This is a genomic window from Marinobacter sp., assembly GCF_046484525.1.
Classification (GTDB): Bacteria; Pseudomonadota; Gammaproteobacteria; order Pseudomonadales; family Oleiphilaceae; genus Marinobacter.
In genome coordinates this window covers 21,327-47,668 of record NZ_JAWOIS010000001.1, presented here as the reverse complement: position 1 = coordinate 47,668, position 26,342 = coordinate 21,327, and the positions used below count along the sequence as shown (strand labels likewise).

The following is a 26,342-nucleotide window of genomic DNA, read 5'->3' as shown; positions in this document are numbered from 1 at the left end:
GATTCCTTTCCCGGAAAAGAACTGCCGGACCACTGGCCCGGATGTCAGCCAACCAGGTTGCTCATATTCAGGATCGGCAGCATGATCGCCAGCACGATGATCAGCACCACCACACCCATGACCAGCAGCATCATGGGCTCAAACAGGCCGACAATGGCTGCAATCCTGGACTGCAGGGTGTTTTCCTGCATCCGGGCAGTTCGTTCCAGCATGCTATCAAGTTCACCGCTGGCCTCGCCGCTGGCAATCATGTGCAGCATCATCGGCGGGAAATAGCCGGTCTGCTCCAGTGACCGGTGTAACGCCCCGCCTTCGCTCACTTTGCGGGCGGCATCCCGTAGCCGTTCCCGAAGGTAATCGTTGGATAACACTTCACCGGCGATTCGCATAGCCTCCACCAGCGGTACCCCACTGGTGGTCAGGATACTCAGAGTACTGGCGTAACGGGCGGTATTCACCCCCCGTACCATACCGGAAACAAATGGCAGATGGAGTAACCGCTTGTGGAACCGCTTCCGGAAACCGGGTTTGCGCAATGCCACACGGAAGCCGATCAGCGCCACAATCAGGATGATCAAAAGGTAGACACCATACGTGCCGAGAAATTCCGACATGGCCAGCATGGCCATGGTCAGTGCAGGCAGCTCCTGGCCCTGTTTCAGGAACACCTCGATGATATCCGGAACCACGTAGGTCAGCAGGAAGACGACGATGGCAATGGCCACGAAGCTGAGAATGATCGGGTAAATCGCCGCCAGCTGGATCTTCTGGCGGGCTTCCTGCCGGTTCTCCGTGTAATCGGCCAGGCGGTTCAGCACCAGATCCAGGTGCCCGGCATGCTCGCCGGCGGCAACCGTGGAACGATACAGGCGGGGAAACGCTTTCGGGAACTCGCCCAGACTGTCTGCGAGGCTATAGCCCTCCATGACCTTGGCCCGGATCGCGATGAGCATACTCCGAATCCGTGGCCTTCCGGATTGCTGGGCAGCAGCACTGAGCGCCTGCTCCACCGGTATCCCCGACTGGATCAGGGTGGCCAGCTGACGGGTAACCAACGCGAGGTCCGAGGCAGTCAGTGACCCCCGGCCACTGAGAGGACTGGACCTGCGCTGTTTTTCCACCGCCGGCTCAACCGCCAGTGGCGTCAACCCCTTTTCCCGGAGTTGCTGGCGCACAGCCCTCGGGGCATCGGCCTCAAGCACGCCGTGTTTCTGTTTGCCTCGGGCATCCAGAGCCTTGTATTCGTATGCAGGCATGGGTTACTGGCTCCGGTGGGTTACACGGAGAACCTCTTCCACCGTGGTGACGCCATCCAGAATTTTCTGAACCCCATCGGCATGAATGCTCGGACCGCCCCTGCGTGCTTCTTTTTCCAGCTCAAGCTCACCGGCGCGCTTGTGGATGAGCGAGCTGATTTCCTCATTGACCTCCACTACCTCATAGATACCGATACGTCCCCGGTATCCCAGTTGGTTGCAATGATCGCAGCCTTTGGCGCGATAAATCGTCGGCGGACTGGCCGGGTCCTGCTGCAGGAACTCGCAATGCTCCTCGCTCGGAGTGTACGGTTCCCGGCATTCCCGGCAAAGCACCCGGACCAGGCGCTGGGCAACAATGCCCACCAGGCTCGACGAAATCAGGAAGGGTTCGATTCCCATGTCCATCAGACGGGTAATCGCACCGACCGCCGTGTTGGTGTGCAGGGTCGAAAGCACCAGGTGGCCGGTCAGACTGGCCTGCACCGCGATCTCGGCGGTTTCCAGGTCCCGGATCTCACCGATCATGACTACATCCGGGTCCTGGCGAAGGATCGCCCTCAACCCGCGGGCGAACGTCATGTCCACCTTGGTATTCACCTGGGTCTGGCCGATTCCCGGCAGGTTGTACTCGATGGGATCCTCGACCGTAAGAATGTTACGGCTGCGGTCGTTGATCTCCTGCAGCGAAGCATATAGCGTGGTGGACTTACCGGAACCCGTGGGGCCGGTTACCAGAAGGATGCCGTAGGGACGATAGATCAGTTTGCGCAGGACCTTGAGGTCCCGCCCGACCATACCGAGCGATTCCAGGCGGATCGAGCCGGCTTGTTTGTCCAGCAAGCGCAGTACCACCCGCTCACCACTGGAGGACGGCATCGTGGAGACCCGGATGTCCACTTCCCGACCGGCCACCCGCAGGGCAATCCGGCCGTCCTGGGGAATCCGCTTCTCGGCGATGTCGAGCTTGGCCATGACCTTGATCCGGGACACCAGCAGCGGCGCCAGCGCCCGCTTGGGCTGCACCACTTCTCTCAACACCCCATCTATCCGGAAGCGCACCACCAGCTGCTTTTCGTAGGTCTCGATATGGACGTCCGAGGCGTTGGTCTTGACCGCCTCGGTGAGAATGGCGTTGATCAGGCGGATAATCGGCGCATCGTCTTCCTGCTCCAGTAGGTCTTCGGTCTCCGGCACCGAATCCGCCAGGGACGCCAGGTCCATGTCATCACCGATGCCCTCGACCATCTGCATGGCTTCGGCGGAATCGCTCTGGTAGGCCGCGTTCAGTGCCTGGTCGAAGCGGCCGGGATCGATGGCGGAGAACCTCGCCCGGCCACCACTGAGACGATTGGCCTCCGCAACCGCCGAATGGGACGCACCGGGGCGTACCAGGATGATCGGCTCGCCGTCTTCGGAACGCGTCAGGATCACCCCGTTGCGCTTGGCGAAGGTAAACGGAAGACGTCCCAGCGGAGCATCCTGCGGCTGAACTTCGGTCTCGGTGGTCAAGGTCGTCCTCGTTTTCGTCAGGCAATCTTCTTGTCGGCAACCGAGGCCATATCGGCCCGGAAACCCTTTTTGATTCAACTAATTCAGAAAGGCTACCACAGGATATGGACCCGCTGAATAACTCTATACACTATACTGCCACTAAAACGTTGCAGTCTGATAACCTGTGGTCCTTTTAATGGCCCACCAAGCACTCAGGATGATCGATGCTGTCAATTCACCCACGGCTCCCAATGGTTCTCGCGATGGTTGCCGGAGCAGCCATGCTGGCCGTAACCTCCTGGCAGGGTTACCGGTTCTGGCAGACAAAAAGCCAGCCAACCCTCTCTGCCTCTGGCCAGGCCGCTCAACAGTCCCTGCCGAGTACCCGGGATGTTCCCGCAGTTGATTTGGCAACCCTCACCCTGTTTGGTTCCCCGAATGCCGATAGTGCGCCTGCCGAACTGGATACCGAAAACCTGCCCGAGACCAATCTCAGGCTTTTCCTGCGTGGTGTACTTGCGGCCAGCGGCGACTTTCCCGGCAGTGCACTGATCGAGGATGACAAGAGCAAGACCGAGGTCTACCTGGTGGGGGACGAGCTGCCGGGGAACGCCACATTGCGGTCGGTTTTTCCGAACAGGGTAATTATCGAACGCTCAGGCAAGCTAGAGAATCTGTACTTCCCTGAAGAGGCCGATCGCTCCGGCATGTCATTCACCGCTGACGACCAGGCCCGGCAACCCGATACCGCCGCCTCCGGTTCCACGCGGACCACCACCTCGCCCACCACCCCGAGCGCCGACCAGCAACGGCGTGAGGAAATCCGACGGCGTCTCGAACAGCTCCGGGAACGCCTCCGGAACAACAACTAGGTCCAGCCATGACCACAGCAGCGCCAGCACTGTGCCGCCGCACCGGTTGGGTCCCCCTGCTGCTTGCTGTCTCGTTGGTCAGCGCCCTGGAGCTGGGCAATCGCCTGATGAATTACGTGCTTCAGGAGTTTGGCCAGGAGGCCCACCAACGCCTCGCGGACTGGCAGCGTTTGCATGACCTGGCTACCAATGCGCCAACCGACCGTCAGCTCTGGTTGGTCAATTCGTTCTTCAACCGGGTCAATTTTGTCAGCGATATCCGGCACTGGGGCGAAGAGGATTACTGGGCGACCCCGATTGAACTGCTGACCACCAACGCCGGTGATTGCGAGGATTTTTCCATTGCGAAATACCTCACCCTCAAGTCCATGGGCGTACCTGACAGCCAGCTTCGCATAGTTTATGTAAAAGCCCTCGAACTCAACCAGGCTCACATGGTTCTGGCCTGGTACCCTGAGCCGGATGCCGACCCGCTGATTCTCGATAACCTAATAAACGACATTAAGCCTGCATCGGAACGCACTGACCTGGAACCGGTTTACAGCTTCAACGGCGAAGGGCTCTGGCTCAACAAATCCGGCGGCAGCCAGACGAGGGCGGGGGAATCCGAAAAGCTCTCTCGCTGGAAGGAACTCAACAAGCGTCTGGACCAGTCCCTCCGGCCCTGACGGACCCGACAATGGAGTGGCGGCAAATGACACCCGAATGTCGTCACCCGACAATGACGGGCAGATCTGAAGCGCTAGAATGCCAAGCCAACCAAGGATTCAGACGGAGTATTGCCATGAGACGCTGGAACGGCTGGGGCGATGACCAGTTTTCACTCGAACTGCCCAGGGAAGGTCAGGCCTTTCTCGGTCAACGTATCGGGCAAGGACAGCCTCTCAGTGACGCGACCTTGGCGACGGTTTGTACCGGCGTGCCCGAATCGCGGCTTTCGCCCGGGCGGGATATCCAGCATCTGGTCGACCTCACACCGGAAACCCGCGTCCGCCATGCGCGCGGCCAGAGCCTGCCCGACTGGTTGGCCATGCGTAGCGGCGACATTGGCCTACTCCCGGACGGCGTTGCCCTGCCCCGCACCAACGATGATGTCCAGGCACTACTCGGCTATGTCCGACAGCACCGGGTTCAGCTGATCCCCTATGGCGGAGGAACCAGTGTCGCCGGCCACATCAATCCGGCGGACACCGACAAACCGGTACTGACCGTGAGTCTCGCCAATATGAATCACCTGTCCGATCTGGACCGGGAAAGCCAGATCGCGACGTTTGGTGCCGGCACTCCCGGCCCCCTGGTGGAATCCCAGCTTCGTGCCCACGGCTATACCCTCGGCCACTTTCCGCAGTCCTTCGAACTCTCCACCATCGGCGGGTGGGTGGCTTCCCGTTCCAGCGGCCAGCAGTCCCTGCGCTACGGCCGGATCGAGCAGATGTTTGCCGGTGGCCGGATCGAAACGCTCAAGGGTACCCTGGAAATACCCACGATCCCGGCCTCCAGCGCCGGCCCGGACATCCGGGAAATGATCCTGGGCTCGGAAGGCCGCATGGGCATCATTACCGAGGTGAAAGTCCGGGTCAGCGAACTGGCGGAACATGAAAGCTTCCATGTGGCCTTCTTTCCCGACTGGGACAGTGCCCGCACCGCCTGCCGGAAGCTGGTCCAGCAGCGAACTCAGCTTTCCATGTTGCGCCTGAGTAACCCGGTGGAGACGGAAACCCAGCTCGCATTGGCCGGGCACCCGGCCCTGATTGGTCTTCTCGAGCGTTTCCTGGCCTTCCGGGGAGCCGGCCAGGGCAAATGCATGATGACCTTCGGTGTTACCGGCACTCAACGCCAATGCAAGGCAGCCCTGACCCAGGTCAGGGCCATCTGCAAGAATTACTCCGGCGTCTATGCCGGCAGCCGCATGGGTGAAAAGTGGGCAGAAAAACGGTTCACCATGCCCTACCTGCGCGAAGCCCTCTGGCAAATCGGCTATGCGGTGGACACCCTGGAAACCGCCACTGACTGGTCGAATGTGGACAACCTAATGAACCTGATCGAATCCAATCTTCGTGAAGGCCTTTCAGGCGAGCAGGAACGGACCCACGTGTTCACCCATCTCTCCCATTTCTACGGCCAGGGCTGCAGTATCTACACCACTTACGTGTTTCGCGTCGGTGACAACTATGAGCAAACCCTGCAGCGCTGGCAGAAACTGAAGCACTCAACCTCCGAGCTGATCGTCAACAACGGCGGCACTATCAGCCACCAACATGGCGTTGGCAAGGATCATGCGCCCTATCTTCCGGTCGAAAAGGGCGGGTTGGGCATGGAGGCCATCCGGGCCCTGTGCCACCAGTTTGACCCCGATGCCTTGCTCAACCCCAGAACACTTGTGGAGTAAACCATGGCCAGAAAGGGAAGCCTTTCAGACCTGGCCACGGCCAATCCCGAATTCGATGTGGTTGTGGTCGGTGGCGGAATCACCGGCGCCGGCGTGGCCCGGGAAGCCGCGGGCAGCGGTCTCCGGACCTTGCTGGTGGAACAGAAGGACTTCGCCTGGGGTACCTCCAGCCGTTCTTCCAAGATGGTTCACGGTGGCCTCCGCTACCTTGGCAACGGTAACCTGCGATTAACCCGGGAATCGCTAACCGAGCGACAGCGCCTGATTCAAGAGGCGCCGGGGCTGGTGGATCCACTCCCCTTTGTGATGCCCCATTTCCGCAAAACCTTTCCCGGCCCGAAGCTGTTTCAGCTATTGCTTGGCATCTACGATCGCATTGCCGGCGTCAGAACCCGCCGCTACCTGAATCATCAGGAAGCCCTGCAATGGGTACCAGGGCTCACACAAAAAGGCCTGAACGGCGCCAGCCTGTTCATGGATGGCGTGACCGATGATGCCCGACTGGTGCTCCGGGTCCTGGACGAAGCCCGGCGGGACGGCGCCGTCTGTCTGAACTACACGGAGGCCAGAACACTGCGCCGGCATGAAGGCCGGATCAGTGGCATTGAGCTGGTGGATGCCGAAGACGGACATTCGGTGCAGGTAAGAACACCGCTGGTCATCAACGCCACGGGCGCCTGGGCCTCGAAGCTTCAACAACAGGCGAGCACCTCGGAACCTCTGCACCTACGACCCTTAAGGGGGAGCCACCTGGTGGTGCCCTGGCGCCGGTTGCCGGTGTCTTGTGTCGTCTCACTGCTGCATCCGGACGACCGGAGGCCGGTGTTTGCCTTTCCCTGGGCCGGAACGACGGTGCTCGGCACCACCGATCTTGATCACCCGGGGGATATCAATATCGAGCCCGGCATTAGCCCGGACGAAGTGGACTACCTGATGGCTATAGCCGTGAGGCTTTTCCCTTCGTCCGGCCTGGACCGAACCGATATCGTGTCTACCTGGGCCGGGGTACGCCCCGTGGTGACCGATCGGTCCGGCAAGACCGCTTCAAAGGAAAGCCGGGAGCATGTGCTGCGCGAGGATAATGGACTGGTCAGCATTGCCGGCGGCAAGCTCACGACTTTCCGGCACATTGCCCGGGAGGCGCTTGAACTCGGCCTCGGCAAGCAGCGCAAGAACGTTCTACGCCCCGACGCTAGCCCGGTGTTTACCCGGACTTCGCCAATAAACCGACCGGCCGGGATATCGTTTCTGACCTGGAAGCGCCTGCAGGGCTGGCATGGGGCCAACGCCAAAGCCCTTGTTGAAGCCACTGATCCGGGCCCGGTCGCCCATACCGAAGTGCTGTGGGCAGAGCTCGCCTGGTCCTGCCAGCATGAGCAGGTTGTCCACCTCGATGACCTGCTGCTGCGCCGGACCCGCCTGGGCCTGGTGTTGCCGGGCGGGGCGGCGGAAATTCTGCCTGAAATAAAGCGCTACTGTCAGCCGCTGCTCGGCTGGTCCGACCAACAATGGCAGCAGGAAGAAAAGCGTTACCGGAAGCTGTATCAGCAAGCCTACAGCCTGCCGAAGGGTGACGCCTGACATGAGTGACACACCTCTGATCCTGGCTATTGATAACGGCACCCAGAGCGTTCGGGCCCTGCTGTTCGACACCCGCGGCAACCTGGTTGGCAAGGGCAAGCAGGAAATCGAGCCCTATTTCTCGGAAAAACCCGGCTGGGCCGAGCAGCATCCGGATTACTTCTGGGAGAGCCTCGGGTTGGCCTGCGACAAGCTCTGGCAAAGCACCGATGCCAGCCCGGAACAAGTGGCCGGCGTAACCGTCACAACCCAGCGGGGAACCGTCATTAACGTAGACCGGGACGGCCATGCTTTACGCCCCGCCATCATCTGGCTTGACCAGCGCCACGCCCGGGTTGGCGCGCCGGTCAAGGGCCCCTGGGGCTGGCTGTTCAAGCTTACCCGTCTGGAAGACACCATTAACCGGTTTCGCGAGAAAACCCAGGCCAACTGGATCGCCCAGAACCAGCCTGAGATCTGGGCGAAAACCCACAAGTTTCTCATGCTTTCCGGCTATCTCAATTTCCGGTTGACCGGCCGGTACAGGGATTCGACTGGCAGCCAGGTGGGTTATCTGCCGTTTGATTACAAGAAACACCGGTGGGCAGGCAAACATGATTTCAAGTGGCAAACCATGCCTATCATCCCGGACCAGTTACCGGAATTGGTGTCACCCGGCGACAAGCTCGGCGAGCTGCTCTCGGACGCCGCAAGACACCTGGGCATCCCGGAGGGGCTTCCCGTCATTGCAGCAGCCTCGGACAAGGCCTGCGAAGTTCTGGGATCCGGCGGTCTGGCCCCGCATGTTGGCTGTATGAGTTACGGCACAACGGCAACGATCAACACCACCAGCCCGCGATACGTGGAGCCTGTACGGCTGATGCCACCCTATCCGGCCGCCCTGCCCGGACATTATTCCACGGAGGTCATGATTTACCGTGGATTCTGGATGGTCAGCTGGTTCAAGCGGGAGTTCGGTTTGAGGGAGCGAAAAATTGCCGGGCAGCAAGGCATTGAACCGGAGGTCCTCTTCGATGAGCTGGTCCGGGACGTGCCGCCCGGCTCCATGGGGCTCATGCTGCAACCCTACTGGTCCCCGGGTGTGCGCCAACCGGGTCCGGAAGCCAAGGGGGCCATCATCGGTTTTGGTGACGTCCACACCCGGGCTCACATCTACCGGGCGATCCTGGAAGGCCTGGCCTACGCCCTGCGCGAGGGCAAAGAACAGATTGAGAAACGCAGCGGCGTACCCATCCGAAGACTCCGCGTTGCCGGTGGCGGTTCCCAGAGCGATGCCGCCATGCAACTCACCGCGGATATTTTCGGGCTGCCCGCGGAGCGACCCCACACCTACGAGACCTCGGGTCTGGGAGCCGCCATCGATGCTGCCGTGGGGCTGGGCCTGCACCCGGACTTTGAAGCCGCCGTCTCTGCCATGACCCGTGTTGGCGAATGCTTCCAGCCCGACCCCGAAACCCATGCGCTGTATAACCGACTCTATTCCGAGGTATACCTGGACATGTACCCGCGATTGCAGCCAATTTACCGGAAAATCCGTGACATCACGGGGTATCCGCGCTGATACTCCAGCGAGCCGATCATCGTCGCCGCGGATCAGTAATTTCCATCAGTCCCGAGCCGAAAAACTCACAGTGGTATAGACTTGAATCACTGAATGTCTGTTTGCAGAAGGGCCATGTCACGGTACCAGAGCCAAGCCTCCCGATCCGAACTGCCGATTGCGCTGCCGCAAATCGTCGGACTGGTTATTATACTGGTTTCTCTGCACCTGATTGCCCGCAACGACTACCTGCTATTCCACACCCTGGTGGAAATGATCCGTATCGTAGTACTGGCAGGACTCTTTGCGCTCGCGTGGCACACACGACACTGGGCCACCAACAGCTTTCTCGGGGTCATCGGCACTGCCGCGGCTTTCATCGCATCCCTTGAGCTACTCCATACCATCGCTTACAAGGGCATCGGAATTTTTCCCGAGGACGGCGGCAACCTGCCGACACAGTTATGGGTCGCGTTCCGCTACCTCGAAGCCTTTGCCCTCCTGATCGGAGTCATGGCTGTCAGGTGGCGTATCAGCCTGATGCTACCGTTCGCGGTCTTTGGCTCGGCCACCGTAATTCTGGCACTCGCAGTCTTCTCTGGGGCGTTTCCGGACAGCTACCTGGAAGGTACTGGCCTGACGCCGTTCAAGGTCACCTCCGAGTACCTTATTGCCGGTATCTTTGCGGTCAGCATGTTACTCCTCTACCGGCAGAAACGACGGTTTGCCAAGCCGGTGCTCTACCTGATCCAAACCTCTCTGGTATTCAACATCCTGGCGACGCTGACATTCACCCGCTATGTGAGTGTTTATGGCTTTGCTAACGAACTGGGCCATTACCTGCTGCTGGTGTCGGCCTACCTGATCTATCGGGGCGTACTGGTGACTGGCCTGATCAGGCCCTACCAGTTTCTCTTCCGCGACCTGAAACGCCATGAAAAGCACCTTTCAGAACTGGTCACCGAACGGACGGCCCAGCTTGCCCGCAGCGAATCCCTGACCAGAACCTTCATCAAACATTCGCCGGCGCTCATTTACCTGGCGGATGCGGAGGGCCGACTGACGCTGACCAATCCGGCCTTCCGGACGCTGGTCGGACTTGAAGATGAACAGATACTGGGCAAAAGCATTCTTGACATCTTTCCGCCCATTGCGGCTAAAGTGATCAACCGCCAGGACCAAAGAGCAAGGGAACTTGCCAAGCCGATTACGGTGGCCGATATCGTGGAGTTCGAGAACGAGCCGAGGATGTTTGAGGCGGTGCACTTCCCGATCCTCGATGAAAACGGCCAGCTATCCGGAAGTGGGACCATCGCCACCGACGTTACCGAACATCGCAGGACCCAGGCCAGTTACGAGCTTATGGTCCAGGCTGCCATGGATGGCCTGCTGGTGATGGACTACGAGGCAAACTTCATCCAGGTCAACCGTGCAACGGAGGAGATCACGGGGTACACCCAGACCGAGTTGCTGGAAATGAACATCCGAGACCTGGAAGTCGATCTGGATGCGGCAGCCATTGAGCGCTCACTGGACCAGGTCATGGTTGAGGGCTCCGGACGCCTTGAAAATCGCTGGCGCCGGAAGGATGGCAGTATCCGGGATGTGGAAATCAGTGCCCATGTGTTCGACGGCACATTCACCTCGGGCTTTTTCTCCTTCGTGCGGGACATCACCAAACGCAAGTCCAACCTGGCCCGTATCGAGTTCCTGGCCCACTTCGATCCCTTGACACTGCTCCCGAACCGCGCCCGATTCGAGGAGTTGGTCAATGACCGTCTCGCACAAGCCGGGTCCGCAGGCAGTCGCTACGCTCTGGTTTACCTGGACCTGGACAACTTCAAGGACATCAATGATTCACTGGGCCATACCATCGGCGACAGCCTGTTGAAGGAAGTTGCCCGCCGGCTGGGAACTCTCACCCCGGATACCCATGTTCTCGCCCGCGCGTCCGGGGACGAGTTCATGGTGCTGGCCGAGTTCGGACCGGAAGAAAACGCCTTTGTGCATGAGATGGAGAGGCTTCATCAGCTGTTTGCCAACAGTTTCGAAGTAGACGGGCACCATCTGGCGACGTCTGTTTCCATGGGCGTGGCACTGTTCCCCGATGACGGCCATAACTTCACCACGCTCTCCCGCAATGCGGACACCGCCATGTACGCCGCCAAGATGGAGGGACGAAACACCTATCGCCGGTTCGACACTACCATGCAGGAGAAAGCGTTCGAGCGGCAGAATCTGCTGGCAAAACTGCGCGGAGCACTGGAAAGAAAGGAAATGGAAGTCTATTACCAGCCCCAGATGGACCTCTCTACGCGCAAGATCACCGGCGCAGAGGCGATTTTGCGCTGGAATAACCCCGAACTGCAATGGGTATCCCCGTCACGCTTTATTCCGATTGCCGAAGAAAGTGGTCTGATCGTGGAGATTGGGGAATGGGTACTGCGGGAAGCCTGCCGGCAGGGCAAGGCCTGGATGGATGAGGGCATGCCGCCGATCACCCTGGCGGTCAACCTGTCTGCGATCCAGTTCCAGCGGGGTGACCTGTGTGACAAGGTCGGCGAGATACTGGACGAAACCGGCTTCGAGGGCCGGTACCTGGAACTGGAACTGACGGAATCCGTCCTGATTGGCGACCATAAGCGCGTGATCAACACCATTCAAGGGTTGAAACAACGCGACATTCACCTTGCCATCGACGACTTTGGTACCGGTTATTCCAGTCTTGCCTACCTGAACCGCTTCGCGGTGGATAAGCTCAAGATCGACCGCTCCTTCATCTGCGACATGGGTAACCCGAACAACTCGTCAGTAGTGCTTGCGATTATCCGCATGGCCCACAGTCTGGGCCTGAAAGTGATTGCCGAAGGCGTAGAGAACGCAGCCCAGCTTGAGCAGCTTGACAGACTGGCCTGTGACGAAGTGCAGGGTTACCACCTCGGCAAGCCAATGCCTGCCATCACATTTCAGCGTCTGCTTGCCAGCGGTGTCACGATGCTCCCCGATTAAGAGACTCAAAGCTTGCCCGCAACAGCGCGCACACTTCTTCGTCGGTCACCGGATCAAAATTCCGGTAGAACTGCCCAACATAATTGAAGTCTGCCGGCTCCTGCAGGCAGATGCAGTGATCCACCATTTCCCCGTATTTGTCCGTCGTGCCTTTCGGCCCGGCGGGAATGGCCACGATCAGTGATCTGGCTCCAGCGGTTCTGACCATTTCAATCGCCAACGCCATGGTCGCTCCTGTTGCAATGCCATCGTCGACGAGGATTACCTGCCGGCCCTGAAGATCCGCTGTCGGAGCATAGCCCCGATAAGTCTTTTTACGTTCCCGGATAACGCTGAGTTCCAGATCCCTTACCCGTTTTATCTGATCCGAGGTGATCGCCAGCGAACGCACCAGCTCAGAATTGAGGTGTGGTATACCATCTTCTCCCACGGCACCCATGGCCACTTCCGGTTGCCATGGCACTCCGAGCTTGCGAATGTTCAGGAAATCCAGCTGCAAGTTCAGCTGACAGGCAATTTCGTAGCCCACAGGGACTCCTCCCCTGGGAAGCCCCAGAACCACGGCATTTGACTCAATATCCATATCGGCCAGCACCTCGGCCAACCTTCGACCGGCTTCCTTCCTGTCCTCGAAGCACATTTCAGCCATCCCTGACACCTTGTTTATTAACCATCACACGGTTGCGTCCCTGTCGTTTTGCCCGATAAAGGGATCGGTCACAAATTGAAAGCAATTCACGAACCGTCGCAACCTCTTCCCTACAACTGACAACACCGGCACTCAGGGTGACCCTAAGATCCTGGCTTTCACCACTGACAAAGGTCTCTTTTTCAATCGCTTGCCGGAGATCTTCCGCCACCTGAGCCGCGTTCTCCAGGGACGTTTGCGGCATGAGTATGAGAAATTCCTCCCCACCGGTCCGGGCTACCACGTCGGATTTTCGCACCCTGTGCTGGATCAGCTCACCGAACCGCTTCAGGACGGCGTCCCCGACTGGATGACCGTAAGCGTCATTGATTGCCTTGAAGTGGTCGAGATCCACTGCAACCAGGGAAAACTCCCCGCCATAACGGTACTGCTGGGCAGCGGTCTCTTCCAGTTTGCGTATGAAGTAGCGACGATTGAAAAGCCCGGTAAGTTCATCGGTAACCGACAGTCTTTCGAGCTCCAGCTCCAGGCGCTTTTCATCGTCAATGTCGATCACAATGCCCTGCCAGACCACCATGCCATCCGGCTCCCGCTCTGGTTTCGCCACGCCCCGAAGCCAGCCGGTCATGCCGCTGTTGATGACCCGGTAATCGCATTCCCATTGTTCGAGACTGCTGAATGAGTCCGCAATGGAATTGTGAACCGTCTGGAGATCATCGTGGTGAATATGCTGGAAAAGCAACTCCGCGTCTGCATAGGCTTCCTCCGGGGTAAGTCCGAAGAAATCCTCGACCTTTCTGCTGATGTAAGTGAAGTAGTAACGGCCGTCCGGTTCCATGACGAAGGTGTAGATAATGCCAGGAAGGGATTCCGCCAGCTGCAAAAGCCGGTGCTCGGTGACCTTTTCCTCGGTCACATCAAGATGGGTCCCCATGAGCCAGCGTGGTTGTTCACTGTGTGTGCCCCTGAGCAACATCCCGCGACTATGGATGTATCGCCAATGGCCGTCCTTGTGCCGCATCCGGATGACACACTCAAAGTGCGGGCCCTTACCATCCAGGTACTTCTGCAGGGTTCTCCAGGCCTGGGCCAGATCCGTCGGGTGGCACAGGCGTTCCCAGGTACCAAAGGTCACGGGAACCAGCTCCTCGAGGGTATAACCCAACATGCCCGCCCAACGCTCGTTGAAAATGACTTCGTTGGTGTCCAGGTTCCACTCCCAGGTACCTGCACCGGTTCCATCCAGTATGGCTTTCAGGCGGGTTTCCGGAGATAGCTGCATCCTGCACCTCGAGCTTGGCATTTCCGGCCGGGTCGATATTACCCCAAAGTCAACCAGTGGAAGCGATCCGGCGACCTATAAACCAATCAAACATTCAGTTTAATAAGTGTAGCTGAAAACGGGATGCACAGAGGGGGTTGCGATGTTTTCTATAGATCGCCAACCACTTGACACATACTCCATACGCGATCGGTTTAGGAAAGCCTACAAGTATCATGATTTGATGGGAGCTCTTGCAGCGATGGGCTACGCCGGGCTGAGCCGGCACGCCGCATACTTGAACTCCGGAATCTTTCCATCCGGGTCCAGCGCGGGGTTGGTGAGCAGGTTGGCTGCCGCCTCCACAAAGGCGAAAGGGACGAACACCATGCCCTCGGGCATGGTCTGATCGGCCCGCGCCGTCAAGGTGATGCTGCCACGCCGGGTGGCAACCCGGATTGCATCACCCGATGCTACGCCGAGACGCCCCAACTCCTCTGGTGCCAAAAAGGCGGCAGCTTCTGGCTCCCGCTCATCCAGTACCCGGCTGCGACGGGTCATGGCGCCGGTGTGCCAGTGCTCTAGCAGTCGCCCGGTGGTCAGAACAATGGGATAGTCCCCATCCACCGGCTCATCCGGCGGCAGTGGCCGGGTTGGCGAGAACTTGGCCCGGCCTCCGGCGCGGGGAAAGGCATCGGAGAAAACAACGTCCTGTCCCGGGGCGTCATCGGCCGGACATGGATAGGTCACCGATCCTTCGCGTTCCAGTCGGGACCAGGAGATATGATCGAGTGAATGCATGCCCTGCTTCATCTCTTCAAACACCTGCTCGGGGCCGGCATAGTTCCAACCCAGCCCGAAACGCCGGGCGATTTCCTGGATAACCCACCAGTCGGGCTTTGCCTCCCCCGGCGGGGCCAGTGCGGCACGGCCCATTTGCACCTGGCGGTTGGTGTTGGTGACAGTACCTGATTTTTCCGACCAGGCGGCGGCAGGGAGGATGACGTCGGCAAACTGGGCGGTTTCCGTGACGAACAGGTCCTGAACTACCAGGTGTTGCAGGGCAGCGAGAGCGGCCCGGGCGTGGGTCAGATCCGGGTCCGACATCGCGGGGTTTTCGCCGAGGATGTACATACCCTTGATGGTGCCCGCCCTAATGGCATCCATAATCTCCACCACGGTGAGCCCCGGCTCCGGGTCCAATTCGGTGTTCCATAACTCTTCGAACGCGGCGCGCAACTGGGCATCCCCGACCGGTTGGTAATCAGGCAGGACCATGGGGATCAGGCCGGCATCGGAGGCACCCTGCACGTTGTTCTGCCCCCGCAGTGGGTGCAGACCAGTGCCTGGCCGGCCCGTATGGCCGCATGCGAGAGCCAGGGAAATAAGGCATCGGGCGTTATCGGTGCCGTGCACGTGCTGGGAGATGCCCATGCCCCAGAAAATCATCGCACGCTCCGCACCCGCGTAGGCACGGGCAACTTCACGAATGACCTCAGGTGCCACGCCGCAGACCGGGCTCATCAACTCCGGGGTCATACCTTCGACACTCGCTGCCAATGCCTCGAAGCCTTCGGTGTGGGCGTCAATGTAGGCCTGGTCAAAGAGTCCTTCGCTGATAATCACATTGAGCATGGCGTTGAAGAGTGACACGTCGCCACCCGGCGAGAAACGCAGGCTGCGCCAGGCATAGGCATCCAGCGCCTGGCCCCGGGGGTCGATGATGATCAGTTTGGTGCCGTTTCGCGCCGCCTGCTTGAAGTAGGTGGCGGCCACCGGGTGGTTCACCGCCGGGTTGCAGCCGGTGAGGATCACCACATCGGCCTCGATCGCCTGCATAAAGGAAGCGGTGACTGCGCCAGAGCCCAGGCATTCCATCAATGCGGCCACGGAGCTGGCGTGGCAAAGCCGCGTGCAGTGGTCAACGTGGTTGGAGCCGAAACCGGTGCGCACCAGCTTCTGGAACAGCCAGGCTTCTTCGTTGGAGCACTTGGCGCTGCCGAAGCCGGCCAGCGAATCCGGCCCGCGTTGGGCTTTTAGCTGGGTTAATCCGTTTGCCGCAAGATCCAGGGCCTCTTCCCAGCTTGCCTCTCGAAAGTGAGTTAACGGATTGGTCGGGTCAAAGTCAGGATCAAGTCCCTTGGGCACGCCCTCCCGGCGGATCAGCGGCCGGGTGAGCCGTGCCGGGTGCGAGGGATAATCAAAGCCGAAACGCCCCTTTACACAGAGCCGGCCCTGGTTTGAGGGCCCATCCCTGCCTTCAACGTAAAGGATACGCCCGCCCTGCTCTCCGGCCTCAGAGGGCTCGTCTTTCACATGATAGGTCAGTTGGCAGCCAACGCCGCAGTAGGGGCAGACTGAATCCACAGTGCGGTCGGCCGTGGCGGAGTCTCCCCGGCCCTGGCCATCGATCAGGGTGGCGGGCATGAGGGCGCCGGTCGGACAGGCCTGCACGCATTCGCCGCAGGCAACGCAGGTGCTATCCCCCATGGGGTCATCGAAATCGAACACCACCTTGGATGCTGCGCCACGATGCGCCAGGCCGATAACGTCATTTCCTTGCACCTCGCGGCACGCGCGCTCGCACAAGCCACAGGTGATGCAGGCGTCCAGGTTGACGCTCATGGCTGAATGGGTCGCATCATGGCCCCGGGCATGGGGCAATGCATCGGACCTCGGCTCAACATGGTGAACCGTTGGCTCGTCCCACTCTGAATGGGCCGGGAGGCGTTGGCGCACGGCACCGGCATCAATGGCCAGTTGATCCGCCGTTTCCCACAGATGGCTTGAACGATCGGGACTGCTATTTCGCGCAGGTTGATCGGCCAGCAACAATTCCAGCACGGCTCTCCTGGCTTCCTGGGCACGGGCGGAGGCTGCGCTTCGCACTACCATGCCGGGCGCTGCCTCGCGGATACAACTTGCGGCGAGCACCCGCTCACCCTCCACCTCCACCATACACGCGCGGCAATTGCCATCCGCGCGGTAACCCGGGGCGTCTTTGAAGCATAAGTGCGGGATGGTCTCACCGGCGCGCTTGGCCACCTGCCACAGGGTTTCGCCGGGGAAGGCCTGAACCTCAACGTCGTCGAGTGTCAGGGTAAAGCTTGTGGTCGCATCGCTCATGGCTGTTTTTGGATGGCTCATGGCTGCCTCCCCTAACCTTTCGCGATCAGGTTGCTGCTGGCGAGTTCACTGCGGAAGTCTCGGAGCAGGCTCAGCACCGGATTGGGTGCGGCCTGGCCGAGACCGCAGATGGAAGCATCCGCCATCACCCTGGCCAGCTGCTCGAGCGTTTCCTCATCCCAGGTATCCCGCTCCAGCAAGGTGAGCATTTTCTCGGTGCCCACACGGCAGGGCGTGCACTGGCCGCAGGACTCATCCGCGAAGAAGCCCAGCAGGTTGGAGGCCGCGGCGGCCAAATCGTCCTGGTCAGACAGAACGATGACCGCGGCAGAGCCGATGAAGCAGCCGTGTTCCTGCAGGGTGTCGAAATCCAGGGGAATATCGGCTTTGCTGGCCGGCAGTATGCCGCCGGATGCTCCGCCGGGCAGATAGGCCAGCAGGCGATGCCCTTCCGCCATGCCACCGCAATATTCCTCGATTAGTTCATTGAGGGTGATACCTGCAGGCGCGATGTGCACACCCGGCCGCGCGACCCGCCCGGAGACCGAAAAGCTCCGAAGGCCGCGACGGCCATGCCGCCCCTGGCTGGCGAACCAGTCGGCGCCCTGGGCGTGGATGCGGGGAATCCAATAAACCGTCTCGACGTTATTAACCAGGGTGGGCTGGCCAAACAGGCCTTTCTGGGCAACAAATGGCGGGCGATGGCGTGGCTTGCCGGGCTTGCCTTCAAGGGACTCGATCAGGGCGGATTCCTCGCCGCAGATGTAGGCGCCCGCGCCACGACGCAGGATCACGAAGCCCTGCTCGATAATTGCGGCTGCTTCCAGTTCGGCAATGGCCTCTTTCAGCGCACCGCGCAGGCCGGGGTACTCGTCCCGCAGGTAAATGTATAAGGCCTTCGCCTCAACCGCCCAGGCGCTAACCAGCGCGCCTTCCAGGAATACGTGGGGTTCTCGTTCCAGGTAATAGCGGTCTTTGAACGTGCCCGGCTCGCCCTCGTCGGCGTTGATCACCGCAAAGTGTGGCCCCGGCTCGGCTCGCACGGCCTGCCATTTGCGGAACGCGGGGAATCCGGCGCCTCCCAGGCCGCGCAGGCCCGCATACTCAAGTTCCTTCGCCAGCGATTCGATGCTCACCCGGCCTTCACGGCAATCTGCCAGTAATTGATAACCACCGGCCGAACGATATTCCGACAGACGCTGCCAGGAGACTTCCGCTGGCTGAACCTGCCCCTGCTCTACCGCCGCCTCAACATTCCGGGCGTTGGCATTCAGCACATGATGGTGCCCCACGGCTACCACGGGCGCAGTTTCGCAGCGACCCATACAGGGCGCGCGCCGCACCCTCAACTTGGCGGGATCAGCCCCATCAAATAGCGCTTGATGCAACGCCTCCGCTCCAGCCAAACGACAGGAGAGCGAGTCACACACCCGCAGAGTTATCTCGGGTGGTGGCGTTTGGTCGTCGTGAATAACGTCGAAATGGGCGTAGAAAGTGGCCGTTTCATAAATGGCGGCCATGGGAAGATTCATGAAAGCCGCCAACGCCCGAAGGCGAGGCATGGAGAGGTAACCTTTTGCGTCCTGCAGTGCATGCAGGTGCTCGATCAGGCGATCGCGGTGGCGCAATGACGAATCGACACGTTCGTCACCGATCAGATCCCGCAGCTCCGACAGTACGACGGGCTCCAGTTGACGGCCACGGGGTGCAGCGCGCCGGGGTTTGCCCTTGTTTTCGTCTGTTCTCATTGTTTTTGACCAGGCCCCGAAGTACAAAAAGACAGCCGTGTAGGCTGGCCTGACTATTTACGAATCATTGAAGCATATCAGCCCGTGCTGCCGCCAGATGATCGCAAAGTGTTTGCATAGGGAGTGGACCCTGACCTGAAACTTTCAAGGTACGGAAAGTTGGGGGAAATAATGGAGGCGCGGGTCGGAATCGAACCGGCGTACACGGAGTTGCAGTCCGCTGCATAACCACTCTGCCACCGCGCCGGGGAAAGCCTGTGATACTGGCTTCTTGCTCTCAGGAGGCATTGAGAGACTTGAGTTGTGATTTCCGACCGGCTGACCGGTGAGAAATTGGAGCGGGAAACGAGATTCGAACTCGCGACCCCAACCTTGGCAAGGTTGTGCTCTACCAACTGAGCTATTCCCGCTCTGTGTTCAGAGGCATTGCCTCGTCAACGGCTGCGTATTCTACGGATTACGGTTCCGGCGTCAATACCTTTTTTCAAGTTTCTGTTTTATAGGGATTTGTTGGTCAAAGATTGTGCGCTGCCCTTACACGTGCATAACACGTGCATATGCCTATGAGAAAAGGTTGGCCTTTTCCGAACGGCAGGAGTAAAGTGACTCTCGTTGGAAAGATTTAGCAAAGCATTTCATCAATAAGACGCTGCCAAGCAGTAGCAAGTCCTGTTTTTGATCCCGCCAGTTTTTTGTTTCCCGCACATCGCTGATCAGTGATCACAACGGTCCCTGGCGGCACATTGAAAATATTGAATTCAGGATTGTTATCTATGTCTACTACTACCGGCACCGTCAAGTTCTTTAACGAATCCAAGGGCTTCGGCTTCATCACTCGCGAAAGCGGCCCGGACGTATTCGTTCACTACAGCGCTATTCAGGGCGGCGGTTTCAAGACTCTGGCTGAAGGCCAGCAGGTCGAGTTCACCGTGACTCAGGGCCAGAAAGGTCCTCAGGCGGAGAACGTGGTTGGTCTGTAACTAACAGCCAAGACACGAAAAAGGCAGCTTCGGCTGCCTTTTTGCGTTTTCAGGGTACGGTCTGGCTCTTCAACGCCTGCAGATCCCGGGGCTCGACACCCAGATCCTGCCAGTTTTCCGGGTGGCAGGTGAACAACAGAATCTGATGCCGCTGCGCAGCATCAAACAAAATCCGTTTCATTCCATCAAGCCGTTCCGCATCGGAATGCACCAGGGTATCGTCCAGGATAATCAGTGTTGGCCGCCCTGCTTCCTGTAACAGGTCCGCATACGCCAACCGGCTGATCAGCCCCATCTGCTCCCGTGCGCCGAAGCTCAGTTCCGTCATCTGTCCCAGCTCGTTGCCTCGGGTAAACCTGCCCGGCATCAAATGTTCATCCACCTCCAGCGTTACCTCCGGGAAAAGTACCGAAAGGTAGTGATCCAGGTGTTTCTGCAACGGTGCCTGCAGGCGACGGGTCAATGCCTGGCGTTTCCGGGTGAGCACTTTCAACAGCAGATCAAGAGCCTGGGCACGACGGTGCAGTTCGCCATACCGGCGATTGATATGTTCGAACTCTCCGGATTTCTCGCTGAGCTGCTCCTCAAGCCCTTCTGCACCCCAAGCTTCCAGCCGGACCCGGATATCCCGAAGCTCCCGCTCCCGGTTTTCCTGGGCTTTTTGCTGGGTTTCTGCGGCTTGCCGGAAGCGCTGGATATCCTGCTGAAGCAGGTCCGGTCGGGCCTGAAGTATTTTCTTGTCCAGTACTTCCAGGCTCCCCAGCACTGTCGCTTCCCGCTTCTCCGTTTCCGAGATCCTGTCGCCAAGTTCGCGAAGCTGGCGCTGATTCCGGGAATTGTTCAATTCATCACTGAGCTGAGCCCATTCCCGGTTGGCGTTCTCCGCGTTCTGTCTGGCGGTCAGGATGGCTGTCTGGTGCTTGCTCCGGGCAGCTTCGGCTTCTGAAAGATGCTGCTCCGCTTCTTCCCTGCCCCTTTCGGCCTCGGCGAGGCCCGGGAGGTTAGCGTCAGCGGTTCCCGCAGATTTCCATAGTGCATCGAGCTCACGTTTACGAGCCTCCAGATCCGTCAGGGTATCCCGGGTTTCAGTTCGAAGACGCTCCAGTCCTTTAGGCGCAACCGACACCAAAAGATCCTCGGTGTGTTTCAGTTTGTGCTCCGCATCCTGATACCTCGCCAGCTTCTGCTCCGCTTCTTCAACGCTACTGACACCAAGTGCCCGAAGATGTTCGCCCAGTGTTTGTTCAAGATGCGCCAGAGTGCGTCGGACGCTCGCGAGATCTTCTCCTCCCGGTGTAATTCCAAGGCGTCCTACACCGGGAATCTCCAGGGTGGTCTCCTCGAGGAGGCGACGTTCACCCTCCCCTTCGATACTTTCGCCGCTGAGATGCAGGCTGTGTCCCTGCTCCAGCTGCCAGGTCAGGCGTGTGGCTATGGTCTGGGACCTGATCCCTTCTTCGTCGAGCTGACGCCGGGTCACCCTGGCGTGTTGCACCAGATCAGGGTCAATTCTGTTCTCCTGCTTCTTTTTTCTGGCCTCGTCCAGCTTTTGCTGGAAATCAGTGGCCTTGTCCAGGCTCTGTTGGAGCGTCTTGTATTGGTTATCCAGCCTTGTGACTTCCTGTTCGAGCCTGGTCAGATTTTCCAGCTGGCGGGCCTGCTCAACGGTTTTGAGCGCCGCGTCATAGGCGCCACGGGCATCCTGAAGCGCCTTGTCGAAAGCCGGGGCTCGGGCCTCTTCCTCGGCCAGAGTCTCCCGAGCCTTACGCAGATCGGTTTCCCGCTGCTCCAGTTTTTTGCCCTGACTTTGCATCTGATCCAGGTTTTGGCGGAGCAGATTCAGATTCTGACGTACGTGATCGAGGGTTTCCTGCTCTCTAACCTGTTGCGCCTGAAGAGACTCCACCTGACGGAATTGCTCCTGAGCCTGCTCCATCCTGCAGCGGGCGTCCTCCCAAGGTCGGTCCCGGTTCGCTCTCTCAAACTCCGCCGTTAGTGTTCCAAGGCGATCCACCTGAGCCTGGTATTGCTCGATCCGGGCTTGCAGCTCGGCAATCTCGCCTTCCAGTTCCGCCCGCTCCTTCTCAAGCTGCAGGTATTCCCCCCGGGGTTTGCCAGTTCCGGTAAGCAGTTCCGCCCGTTGTTTTTCCACCGCCTGGATCACATCATCGCCGCCCGTGCTGGCCACTTCACCAACCAGATTGTTGAGGGCGGATTTAAGGTGATCGCCAGCGTGTTCAACAGCCTTCTCGATATCCTGACCGGTGCCCTGCTCGACCCAGAGCAACCCCGGGATACCCCAGTGCTCCTCCTTGCTCGCACCTTTCTTGGGGAACTGATAACCCAGCAACTCCGCAAGTCTCTCTTCCGCTTCTTCGCCACTGAAACTCTGGCCATCAACCTGCAGATCACAACGCTTTCGCTGGAGGAAGCTTTTGGTCAGTGACCACTTGTGGCCGCCATGCTCGAAGCCCAGTTCAATTGACGGAGCCGCCGCGGAGTCACCCCAGGGACGCAGGTCTTCAACGGATTTGGAGCGGTGGCGTTCGAAAAAGGCGGCCCGGATCGCTCGCACCAGGGTGCTTTTACCGGATTCATTCGGACCGTGAATCAGGTTGATGCCCGGCTGGAGCCCCTCGAGGGCAATCGGATTCCGGAACTGGCGAACCTGTTCAATTCGGAGTCTTTCCAGTCTCACTGGCTTACCTCCTGTTGACCGCTATTGAGCAGGCTCGTAAGGATAGCAAGGGCATCCCTCGCCGGTTCCGGGTGGTCTCCCAGCTGGAGCTGCCTCAATTCCTCAATTGTTTCTCCCAGGTAGCCATCGGCGTTAAGTGCCGCGATATCTTCGTCCGTGGGCTCGAGCTGGAGGCCAGCACGGTCACAACTGACGCTTCGGAACCGCGCCTCCGCCAACGAGAGCGCGTGATCGAGACGCTGGAGGCCTTCCAGGGTAATCGCGCCATCCAGGCGGATATCCAGAACCGACACTTCCGGCAGCTCCTCCATCCGCTCGATCAACCGGTCCAGGTCCGAGGGCACGGATAGTGTTTCCCGCCACTGATGCCAGCGGTAGCGGGCAGTATCAACGGGCTTGATGTCCGGCACCGCGCCAGGCCCGGAAATCTCGACAATCAGGCCATAGCCGGCTTCGTTGTTCCGGAAACGCTCCGGCTCCGGTGTACCGCTGTACCAGGTTCGCTCGTTGATCTGCTTGGCGCCATGCCAATCGCCCAGAGCCAGGTAATCAAGGTTGGCCTGCTCCGCCCGGTCCGGCGCGATCGGGTTGGTCGCGTCCACTTCATCCGGCAGAACACCCCGCACGCTGCCATGGGCAAGCCCCACCCGAAGAAGGCCAGCTGGCGAATTACGCTCGCTGAAGTCTTCGGTCAGGTCACTGTAAGTATGGCGCTGGGTCAGTGGTGCGCTGAGAACAGCGATGCCCTGCTCTTGCAGCAGGATCACACCCGGCTCAAGCGCCAGCTGAATGTTCTCGGGTACGGCTTTCAAACGTCGCGCCCGTGTCCAGACGCTCTCGACAAGGGCCGCATCGTGGTTACCGGGGAGCATGACCCAGGGGCCCTTGAAGACACTGGTGGCATTGAACACCCGCCGGATAGTCCGGTCGGATACGCCCTGGGCATCGAACACATCGCCCGCGACCAGGACCGCATCGCACTTCTGCTCGACCGCCAGTTGTGCCAGCCTTTCGATCGCTGCGTAACGGGCCTCGACCAGCGCAGCGCCATCTTCCGTTTCAAAACGACTGAACGACCGACCCATTTGCCAGTCCGCGGTATGAAGAAATCTGGGCACAAATTATCCCCTGTCCGAATGCATGCTCTCTCACACGCAATCAAGGTTACCCGTACGTGAAGAAAATTGCACAACACTCTGATTGAAGGGAGCTTTGAGGTGCATAAAGAGGGCAGAAGTCGGGGTCAGATGAACGCTTTCATCTGACCCCATTTTTACGTCAGAACAGGAACTCGGGGCCAATACTGAAGACGTTGATGTCGGAGTGACCGTCGACCTCGGCAGAGGTAAATCCGAAACCCTCAACTGTCCCGGATGCGGATACTTCATCAATGTAACGATATCCGAGCTCGAAGTTTGTGAAGCCGATTATTCCGTGCCGACAGAGATACCGAAATAGCCGGGATAGAACCCCACCGCCTGGGCGCCGGAGGCGTATATCAAGCCGGCTGAGGTAGCCTGCAACAGGGATCTGATCTTCATAGTCGTGAATTCCTTTTCAATTAGTCATTAGAGAGAGGCTCCACGCCAATGTCCTGGCATGAAGGGAAACTTGTGGAGTCCCCATTAATCCATACCGCAACCCCGGTCGCTGAGGCAGTTCCATTGGCACTGTCGCCATACAGGACGCGAGCTTCTCCATCACTCGAAACACTGATAGTGCCTTCTCGAGGACAGTTTTGGGTTTCCACAAAGACTATGGGATCCGGTGTCGATACTTCCAGATAACCACCGACGGAAGAGCCGACGAGAGTTCCCTCTATGCTGATTTCAGTCGTGGATCCGGTTTTCTTCAGAAGGGTTTCGGAACCCGGAAGCGCAACGTACTTTCCTCCCAACTCAAATTCCAGGCCGGAAACATTCTCTTTCACACAGCCGTCGCCCGAGGCCAATTCAACCTCGAAAACCACGGATGACCGACCATTAATCGTGAAGGGAGTTCCGGCTTCCGGGTCAACAATTTCACCCTGTAATTGGTCGTAGATTTCGAATTCTTCACCTCTTTGCCACTTGCTGGTCTGGTCTGTAATCCCTTCTCCGTTTTGATAGGTTCCAGTGAGGAGGACCTGCCCAAAGTCTGAAGTACTCACAACGCAATCGGTAAATTGCCAACGCTCTTCGATATTATTTCCGGAACCGGAAACACTCAGGGTTGCCGTTCCACCATCCGCTTCGTTTACGCAAGCAGGCTGATCACCACTCTGATTTTTTAATGCTGTTCGAACGTTATCAATCAGGGCAAATCCAACTTCAACATCATTGTAGATGCCCAGCATGTTCGTGACATCGTCAGCCGTAGCGATCGTAACTTGCTGATCTGCATAATGCTCTAAATCCAGCGTAAGCTCGTAAGCAGGAAGAGCATCCGATTCACAAGTCAGCGCAACCGCAGTATCACCGTCTCCACCTCCACCGCCACACCCAGCCATGACAGAAGCTCCCAGAACGAGCGATCCCTTTCTCAGCACCCTGATAACATCCATTTTTTTTGTCCTCCAACTGCCACATCTGCGGTCGGTCGACGAAACATCAATCCTGACCGTCCCATTACAAAGATAGACCATCAGATGGCGTGGGTCAGATAAACAAGACAGAAAATCGCTTAATATTCACACAACTTCACGCTTTGGACACGACAATCACCACAGCGACCAGCACACCTGAAGATAAGGACGAGCACGGTGTGGCTACTCCGGAAGGCCGGAAGAAACGTGACACGGTCATCGTTCCGCCGGCCAGGACTGCCGGCGGAGCCAACACCCGCGTCGAGTCCGGCGACTACTAACTAAGAGTGCAAGGACTTCTAGTTTTGTAACCAAGTTCCTGTAACTCAATCGGGATCGAGAATTCCTGTATATTCAGTACAGCCGCTGCCGTTTTTGGGGTGGCATTTTTTACCAATGATTATCGGGATATTTCACCATGAAGACTGTTCACGACATGGTTCAGGCCGCCAAGGCCGAAATCATGGAAGTACCTTTGGAGAAATCCGAAGAGGCCATCAAGCAGGCGGATATGCTGATTGATGTTCGGGAAGCCGACGAATACCACGCCGGCCATCTTCCGGGCGCAGTCAACATTCCCAGAGGCATTCTGGAATTCAAGCTGACCAATGACCCCACCTTGGAAGACCGGGCGCTGAATATGGTGATCTACTGCAAGAACAGTGGCCGCTCCGCCCTCTCCGCCAAGGCCATGAAAGAGATGGGCTACATTCACGTACAGTCTATTTCCGGAGGATTTGACGCGTGGCAGGAGGCCGGCAAGCCAGTGGTCAAACCGGAACTGCCTGATTTCGGCTGACTATCGACTCAATTGGCAGGACTTAAATACTAAAAAGCCGCCTCCGGTCGGGAGGCGGCTTTTTAGTCAGTGATATCCCTCTCGACAGGCATTTGCATAGTCATTCCTCCGTAGCGAGTGTCTGTCGTTACCTCACACACTAAAACCATACATTTAGTTCTACGCATAACTCTGTTCGCTATACGCGACACAATGACGCTGATAGTCAAACTGGATAACTGGAGGGCGGCAATGGCTAACGTGCTATACTGTGCGCCACTCAACGGGGTGCCCTCCACCATAAAGGGAAGGGCTGAGACCATACCCGCGGAACCTGATCCGGCTCGTACCGGCGAAGGGATTGAGTATTCACCGCTCCGGTGAAACCGCGGCATGGT

Annotated in this window: 18 protein-coding genes, 2 tRNA genes and 1 riboswitch; of the genes, 9 read left to right on the top strand and 11 right to left on the bottom strand. The window is 58.8% G+C overall.

Features of this window, described 5'->3' with window-relative positions; all coding sequences use genetic code 11:
- Nucleotides 1–44 precede the first annotated feature (44 nt).
- Nucleotides 45–1,256 carry a type II secretion system inner membrane protein GspF gene (gene gspF, locus R6W86_RS00215; protein ID WP_410327380.1) on the bottom strand — a complete coding sequence of 404 codons (1,212 nt, stop codon included), beginning with the start codon at nt 1,254–1,256 and terminating at the stop codon, nt 45–47.
- A 3-nt stretch (nt 1,257–1,259) separates the two neighbouring features.
- Complete coding sequence (gene gspE, locus R6W86_RS00210; protein WP_410327379.1) at nt 1,260–2,768, bottom strand: type II secretion system ATPase GspE; 1,509 nt, start codon at nt 2,766–2,768, stop codon at nt 1,260–1,262.
- A gap of 206 nt (nt 2,769–2,974) precedes the next feature.
- Between gspE and R6W86_RS00205 the strand changes: the two genes are divergently transcribed.
- The 6 genes from R6W86_RS00205 to R6W86_RS00180 all read left to right on the top strand — a co-directional run bounded on the left by R6W86_RS00205 (nt 2,975) and on the right by R6W86_RS00180 (nt 12,141).
- Nucleotides 2,975–3,622, top strand: coding sequence for a type II secretion system protein N (locus R6W86_RS00205; RefSeq protein ID WP_410327378.1), 648 nt, complete (start codon nt 2,975–2,977; stop codon nt 3,620–3,622).
- Nucleotides 3,623–3,630: 8 nt separating this feature from the next.
- The gene (locus R6W86_RS00200) at nt 3,631–4,290 is read left to right on the top strand and encodes a transglutaminase-like cysteine peptidase (RefSeq protein ID WP_410327377.1); all 660 of its coding nucleotides are present in this window, start codon (nt 3,631–3,633) and stop codon (nt 4,288–4,290) included.
- Between the two features lie 116 nt (nt 4,291–4,406).
- A complete protein-coding gene (locus R6W86_RS00195) occupies nt 4,407–6,011 on the top strand; it encodes an FAD-binding oxidoreductase (RefSeq protein WP_410327376.1) in 1,605 nt (534 codons plus the stop codon).
- A gap of 3 nt (nt 6,012–6,014) precedes the next feature.
- Nucleotides 6,015–7,592 (top strand): glycerol-3-phosphate dehydrogenase/oxidase, encoded by a 1,578-nt coding sequence (locus tag R6W86_RS00190; protein WP_410327375.1) that lies wholly within the window; start codon nt 6,015–6,017, stop codon nt 7,590–7,592.
- A 1-nt stretch (nt 7,593) separates the two neighbouring features.
- Nucleotides 7,594–9,153, top strand: coding sequence for an FGGY-family carbohydrate kinase (locus tag R6W86_RS00185; protein ID WP_410327374.1), 1,560 nt, complete (start codon nt 7,594–7,596; stop codon nt 9,151–9,153).
- A gap of 114 nt (nt 9,154–9,267) precedes the next feature.
- Nucleotides 9,268–12,141, top strand: a complete 2,874-nt coding sequence (locus R6W86_RS00180; RefSeq protein WP_410327373.1) for an EAL domain-containing protein — start codon at nt 9,268–9,270, stop codon at nt 12,139–12,141.
- Here the strand turns inward: R6W86_RS00180 and R6W86_RS00175 are convergent.
- The 6 genes from R6W86_RS00175 to R6W86_RS00150 form a co-directional block, all read right to left on the bottom strand.
- Complete coding sequence (locus R6W86_RS00175; protein WP_410327372.1) at nt 12,122–12,790, bottom strand: phosphoribosyltransferase; 669 nt, start codon at nt 12,788–12,790, stop codon at nt 12,122–12,124. The genes R6W86_RS00180 and R6W86_RS00175 overlap by 20 nt on opposite strands.
- Nucleotides 12,783–14,072, bottom strand: coding sequence for a diguanylate cyclase (locus tag R6W86_RS00170; protein ID WP_410327371.1), 1,290 nt, complete (start codon nt 14,070–14,072; stop codon nt 12,783–12,785). The genes R6W86_RS00175 and R6W86_RS00170 overlap by 8 nt, the downstream gene beginning before the upstream one ends.
- Before the next feature lie 246 nt (nt 14,073–14,318).
- Nucleotides 14,319–17,198, bottom strand: a complete 2,880-nt coding sequence (gene fdhF, locus R6W86_RS00165) for a formate dehydrogenase subunit alpha (RefSeq protein ID WP_410327370.1) — start codon at nt 17,196–17,198, stop codon at nt 14,319–14,321.
- A gap of 11 nt (nt 17,199–17,209) precedes the next feature.
- Nucleotides 17,210–18,925 carry an NADH-ubiquinone oxidoreductase-F iron-sulfur binding region domain-containing protein gene (locus R6W86_RS00160; RefSeq protein ID WP_410327369.1) on the bottom strand — a complete coding sequence of 572 codons (1,716 nt, stop codon included), beginning with the start codon at nt 18,923–18,925 and terminating at the stop codon, nt 17,210–17,212.
- Nucleotides 18,926–19,097: 172 nt separating this feature from the next.
- Nucleotides 19,098–19,171 (bottom strand) — tRNA-Cys (locus tag R6W86_RS00155).
- Between the two features lie 88 nt (nt 19,172–19,259).
- Nucleotides 19,260–19,335: transfer RNA gene (locus tag R6W86_RS00150), tRNA-Gly, on the bottom strand.
- Between the two features lie 363 nt (nt 19,336–19,698).
- Here R6W86_RS00150 and R6W86_RS00145 point away from each other — a divergent pair.
- Nucleotides 19,699–19,905 carry a cold-shock protein gene (locus R6W86_RS00145; protein ID WP_092006293.1) on the top strand — a complete coding sequence of 69 codons (207 nt, stop codon included), beginning with the start codon at nt 19,699–19,701 and terminating at the stop codon, nt 19,903–19,905.
- A 49-nt stretch (nt 19,906–19,954) separates the two neighbouring features.
- Here R6W86_RS00145 and R6W86_RS00140 read toward each other — a convergent pair whose 3' ends face one another.
- The 3 genes from R6W86_RS00140 to R6W86_RS00130 all read right to left on the bottom strand — a co-directional run bounded on the left by R6W86_RS00140 (nt 19,955) and on the right by R6W86_RS00130 (nt 25,145).
- Complete coding sequence (locus tag R6W86_RS00140; protein ID WP_410327368.1) at nt 19,955–22,603, bottom strand: AAA family ATPase; 2,649 nt, start codon at nt 22,601–22,603, stop codon at nt 19,955–19,957.
- Nucleotides 22,600–23,721 carry an exonuclease SbcCD subunit D gene (locus R6W86_RS00135; protein ID WP_410327367.1) on the bottom strand — a complete coding sequence of 374 codons (1,122 nt, stop codon included), beginning with the start codon at nt 23,719–23,721 and terminating at the stop codon, nt 22,600–22,602. The genes R6W86_RS00140 and R6W86_RS00135 overlap by 4 nt, the downstream gene beginning before the upstream one ends.
- Before the next feature lie 443 nt (nt 23,722–24,164).
- Nucleotides 24,165–25,145, bottom strand: a complete 981-nt coding sequence (locus R6W86_RS00130; RefSeq protein ID WP_410327366.1) for a hypothetical protein — start codon at nt 25,143–25,145, stop codon at nt 24,165–24,167.
- A gap of 200 nt (nt 25,146–25,345) precedes the next feature.
- On the opposite strand from R6W86_RS00130, the gene R6W86_RS00125 reads away from it, so the two are divergent.
- Together R6W86_RS00125 and R6W86_RS00120 are read left to right on the top strand one after the other, a co-directional pair.
- Nucleotides 25,346–25,447 (top strand): hypothetical protein, encoded by a 102-nt coding sequence (locus R6W86_RS00125; RefSeq protein ID WP_410327365.1) that lies wholly within the window; start codon nt 25,346–25,348, stop codon nt 25,445–25,447.
- Between the two features lie 137 nt (nt 25,448–25,584).
- Nucleotides 25,585–25,965 carry a rhodanese-like domain-containing protein gene (locus tag R6W86_RS00120; RefSeq protein WP_410327364.1) on the top strand — a complete coding sequence of 127 codons (381 nt, stop codon included), beginning with the start codon at nt 25,585–25,587 and terminating at the stop codon, nt 25,963–25,965.
- 253 nt (nt 25,966–26,218) lie between these two features.
- Nucleotides 26,219–26,322: riboswitch (TPP riboswitch) on the top strand.
- Nucleotides 26,323–26,342: the final 20 nt, after the last annotated feature.